The organism is Maribacter sp. (assembly GCF_016744255.1).
Classification (GTDB): Bacteria; Bacteroidota; Bacteroidia; order Flavobacteriales; family Flavobacteriaceae; genus Maribacter_B.
Genome location: NZ_JADGES010000162.1, coordinates 1 through 4,045, shown reverse-complemented (window position 1 = coordinate 4,045; position 4,045 = coordinate 1). Strand labels below are relative to the sequence as shown.

General features: G+C 32.1%; 6 protein-coding genes. All 6 read left to right on the top strand.

The genetic code is table 11. The features are described from left to right. On the top strand, positions 1–712 hold a 712-nt coding region (locus QZZ51_RS16305), incomplete at its 5' end, for a response regulator (RefSeq protein ID WP_291871619.1). Positions 713–1,253: 541 nt separating this feature from the next. Next, positions 1,254–1,424: a hypothetical protein gene (locus QZZ51_RS16300; protein ID WP_291871617.1), complete on the top strand. Its 171-nt coding sequence runs from the start codon at positions 1,254–1,256 to the stop codon at positions 1,422–1,424. 211 nt (positions 1,425–1,635) lie between these two features. Then, positions 1,636–2,076 (top strand): thioredoxin family protein, encoded by a 441-nt coding sequence (locus QZZ51_RS16295; protein ID WP_291871615.1) that lies wholly within the window; start codon positions 1,636–1,638, stop codon positions 2,074–2,076. Between the two features lie 50 nt (positions 2,077–2,126). Then, positions 2,127–3,062, top strand: a complete 936-nt coding sequence (locus tag QZZ51_RS16290) for an FAD:protein FMN transferase (protein ID WP_291871621.1) — start codon at positions 2,127–2,129, stop codon at positions 3,060–3,062. After that, positions 3,059–3,271, top strand: coding sequence for a DUF4266 domain-containing protein (locus QZZ51_RS16285; protein WP_291871613.1), 213 nt, complete (start codon positions 3,059–3,061; stop codon positions 3,269–3,271). The genes QZZ51_RS16290 and QZZ51_RS16285 overlap by 4 nt, the downstream gene beginning before the upstream one ends. Before the next feature lie 15 nt (positions 3,272–3,286). Beyond that, the coding region (locus tag QZZ51_RS16280; RefSeq protein WP_291871611.1) for a DUF3570 domain-containing protein at positions 3,287–4,045 on the top strand (759 nt) is incomplete at its 3' end.

The window sequence follows — 4,045 nt, the reverse complement described above, 5'->3', positions numbered from 1 at the left end:
TATAGAGCTTAATCAAAAAAGAGCAAGCAAAGCCAGCATAAGATTTTTGGTAGAAGATACAGGAATTGGTATTCCAAAAGCGGACCAAGAAAGTATTTTTGAAAGTTTTAAACAACTAAAAAATGATGGTAAAACAGAAGGTTCAGGACTCGGTCTTGCTATTGTTTATGGACTATTACGGAAGATGCATAGTCAAATTAAAGTAGAATCTAAATTACATAAAGGAACAAAGTTCTTTTTCGATATTACTTTTAAAGTTCCTTTAAAAGTGAAGAGTACTACAGTTGCAAAAAATATTGATAAAGAATTATTAAGTGCAATTAAATCTAAAAACATAAAAAGATTTAAATTACTTATCGTGGAAGATGATGAGCAGGTGCAAACCGTGCTTTTTAAAATATTAATGAATACCGATTGTTTTTATATCGACTTAATAAATGATGGCTCTAAGGTTTTGCAAGAGGTTATGAATAATAACTATGACCTTATTTTAATGGATGTTAATCTTCCTAATGTATTAGGAAATCATGTAGCAAGACTTATTAGAGGTTTTCCCATGGATACAATCAGTAAAATTCCAATAATAGGTTTAACAGCAAACGTTTTTAATAGCCAAGAAAAAGACTATATAAAAGACGGTATGAATGCTGTAATAAGCAAGCCTTTTGATACAGAAAATCTTTTAGAAACAATACTAAGACATTTAAAATAGCGAACCTTTAAAGTTAAAATGAAGTCTTTTTCTTACGAATAATGCATTTTATCGATGATTTTAGTATTTTGTCGATGTTTTAAAATGCGAGGGGAAAATCTTCCCAATACAAAGAACTACATCCTATTTTTGAGCAACGAAAGAATAAATAAGGCGAGATAGATGTCTTTATTATTTACTAATCACGGAATAAAAAATAGATATTAGGCGGTAACGAAGATGGCAGATTTACCTTATTTATCGGAAATTCTTTTTATTATAAGTGTAATTGTTTTTTTTATTGCTTTATATCTGGTTATACCAGTTTTGGTATATGATTTTAAAAGGCAGTTTAGGAAAGAAAAGAATAAAGATAGATTTAAAAGTAGAATATAATAATTAGGATAAGGCGATGCGAACACTAACCATTAATTTATCTAGGATTAACTAAGAAGTCAGAGTACATAAATTTAGGTATCGAGTAAAGTATTTTGATATTTTTAGTTAGTAGTAAGGGCCTTTTTTAAAGGCCCTTTTTTTTGAACATTTAAATATAAAAGTAATGTCTGTAAAATACAGTAAAATGGAAGAAATAAGGAGCAATAACTCTCTTAATCAGTCAAGTACAAGAGAGGATAATATGTTTATAGGATCTGTTTTTTGTGTAGATTTACCTAAGATAGAACAGCAGCCTTCTCTTATAAATGGCGCTCTATTCGGAATTAACCAATAACTCGGAGTCTAACGAATTAGTAGTATCTAAAAATTTCTTCCTCCTTTTTTCTAAGCAAGCTTATTGATAAACATTAGTTAAATACAATAGCCTTCTTATTTTTGTATGTAAGTAGTACAATTGTAAGACGACAAAGTTGTAAATTCCATACACTTATTTAATTTACACGCTTGTGGTGTGGTATTTGTAAAGAATACATAAAATATAGGGAATGAAGAATATAATAATTTGCTTAAGTTTAGTTCTGTTTGTGAACCTAACCGTTGCTGCACAAGATTGGCAAATAGATATGACTACTGCTAAGGAGTTAGCGCAGGATAATAATAAGTTAATAATCTTAGTCTTTCAGGGATCAGATTGGTGTGCGCCATGTATTAAGCTAGATAAAGAAATTTGGAGTACTGAAGAGTTTAAGAGTTATGCAGCAGAACATTTTGTTATGCTGCAAGCAGATTTTCCTAAAAGAAAGAGAAACGCACTCCCCCAAGAGCAAACCATAAAAAATAAAAAATTAGCAGAACAGTATAACCCCAAGGGTTATTTTCCTTTTGTTGTAGTTTTAAATACATCTGGAAAAGTACTGGGGCAGACGAGCTATAAAAAATTAGCTCCAACTAAATATATAGACCTATTAGAATCTTTTAAAGGCTAATTTTGTTAAGAATAATTACTACTTTTTGGGCTTTCTTTTATGTGTTCCTTATGGTTGCACAAAGACCGTATAAGCAAAATTTAATACTTATGGGGAGCTCTTTTGATATTACTGTTATAGCTGAAGATTCGGTTAAGGCAAATGAATATATTCAATTGGCAATTAACGAAATAGAAAGAATAGAAAAGCTCATATCCTCTTGGGATAAAAATTCGCAAACATCTTTAATTAATAAAAATGCAGGGGTTGTTCCTGTTAGAGTTGATAAAGAACTTTTTCAGTTCATAGAACGGGCTCTAAAAATAAGTAAGCTTACAGACGGAGCTTTTGATATTTCTTATGCATCCATGGATAAAATTTGGAAGTTTGATGGTTCTATGAGCCAGATGCCATCCGAAAAAGAAATAAAAGCATCGGTATCTAAAGTAGGTTATAAAAACATTATCTTAAACAAAGATAAAACTACTGTTTTTTTAAAGGTAAAAGGAATGAAAATTGGCTTTGGTGCTATAGGTAAGGGCTATGCTGCAGATATGGCTAAAGCATTACTGGCAAAAGAAGGAGTTACCGCGGGTATAATAAATGCCTCTGGAGATATGAATACTTGGGGAAAACAACCCAATGGAAAAGAATGGATGATAGCAATTACCAATCCTTTAAATAAAAACAAAGCATTTGGTTTATTACCAATTACCAATGGAGCCGTAGTTACTTCTGGTAACTATGAAAAGCATGTAACTTTTAATGGTAAACGTTATTCCCATATTATAGACCCTAGAACAGGCTACCCGTCTAGTGGTATTTTAAGTGTAACTGTATTTGCTCCAAAAGCAGAGCTGGCAGATGCATTGGCGACTTCCGTTTTTGTAATGGGTAAAGAAGTAGGATTAAATAGGATAAACCAGTTGCCTAATGTAGAATGTGTAATTGTAGATGATAACGGTACGCTCAATATTTCTAAAAATATAAAAATAGATGTCTTATGAAAAAATGTTTTACAATAATATTTAGCATAGCCCTATGTTTTAATTCTTGCGTTGTAGTTAAAGAATATGAAAAAGTAAAACTGAACGATCCAGATATGGTATTGTCCGATAAAAAATCGGATCGTAATATTAGCACGTTTCATTCTTATAGAGAAGCGGCAGTAGGAGCAAATGGAGGTAAAACAGGTGGTGGCTGTGGCTGTAATTAAAAAGAAAATTCAGAAATGGACAGTAAAAAAAATATAATAATAGTAGTAGTCTCTTTTTTGATTACTGCTTTAGGGGGAGCACAGACACAAAATCAAGATTCTACTAAGGCATATAAAAAACGTGTTTTAGAAACAGTAGAAATAGATTTTTTATCTAGTTATTATTCGCAAGATGGCGATAATGCTGCCGTAAGTGGCGGAATTGGCACAGAGGAATTAACAGATGTAACAGGGGCTTTTGTAATTGCCATTCCATTAAATGAGGATGATGTACTTACTATAGATGCAGGAATCTCTGCATATACATCGGCTTCTTCTAGCAATGTAAACCCTTTTGACGGAGGAAATGCCGCAGATCCTTTTGTAGCAAGTTCTGGTGCGTCTAAAGCAGATACTTGGTTAAATTTCACAGGGAATTACAGCCACAGTTCGGATAGTAGAAACGATATCGTTTCAGCTAAAATTTCAGCCTCCAACGAGTACGATTATTTCTCATTAGGGTTTGGCGGGTCTTACACCAAATTGTTTAATGAGAAAAATACCGAAGTAAATATAAATGCAAATGTGTATTTAGATTCGTGGAAATTATTATACCCATCAGAACTTAGGCCTTTTGTTCAAGGGGGGAACGGACTTTCTAATGGCTTGTTTATAGGTAATGTTATTGTAGGTGAAAGCAATTACAATCCTTTGTTTACAGAGATAAAGAATAAGAATAGAAATTCGTATTCACTAGGGTTTGGGTTCTCGCAAATACTATCAAAAAATCTACAA

Bases quoted from the DNA above. Each gene is read 5' to 3' on its own strand.
- QZZ51_RS16300 (WP_291871617.1), top strand. From the start codon at position 1,254: ATGTCTGTAAAATACAGTAAAATGGAAGAAATAAGGAGCAATAACTCT.
- QZZ51_RS16295 (WP_291871615.1), top strand. From the start codon at position 1,636: ATGAAGAATATAATAATTTGCTTAAGTTTAGTTCTGTTTGTGAACCTA.
- QZZ51_RS16290 (WP_291871621.1), top strand. From the start codon at position 2,127: ATGGTTGCACAAAGACCGTATAAGCAAAATTTAATACTTATGGGGAGC.
- QZZ51_RS16285 (WP_291871613.1), top strand. From the start codon at position 3,059: ATGAAAAAATGTTTTACAATAATATTTAGCATAGCCCTATGTTTTAAT.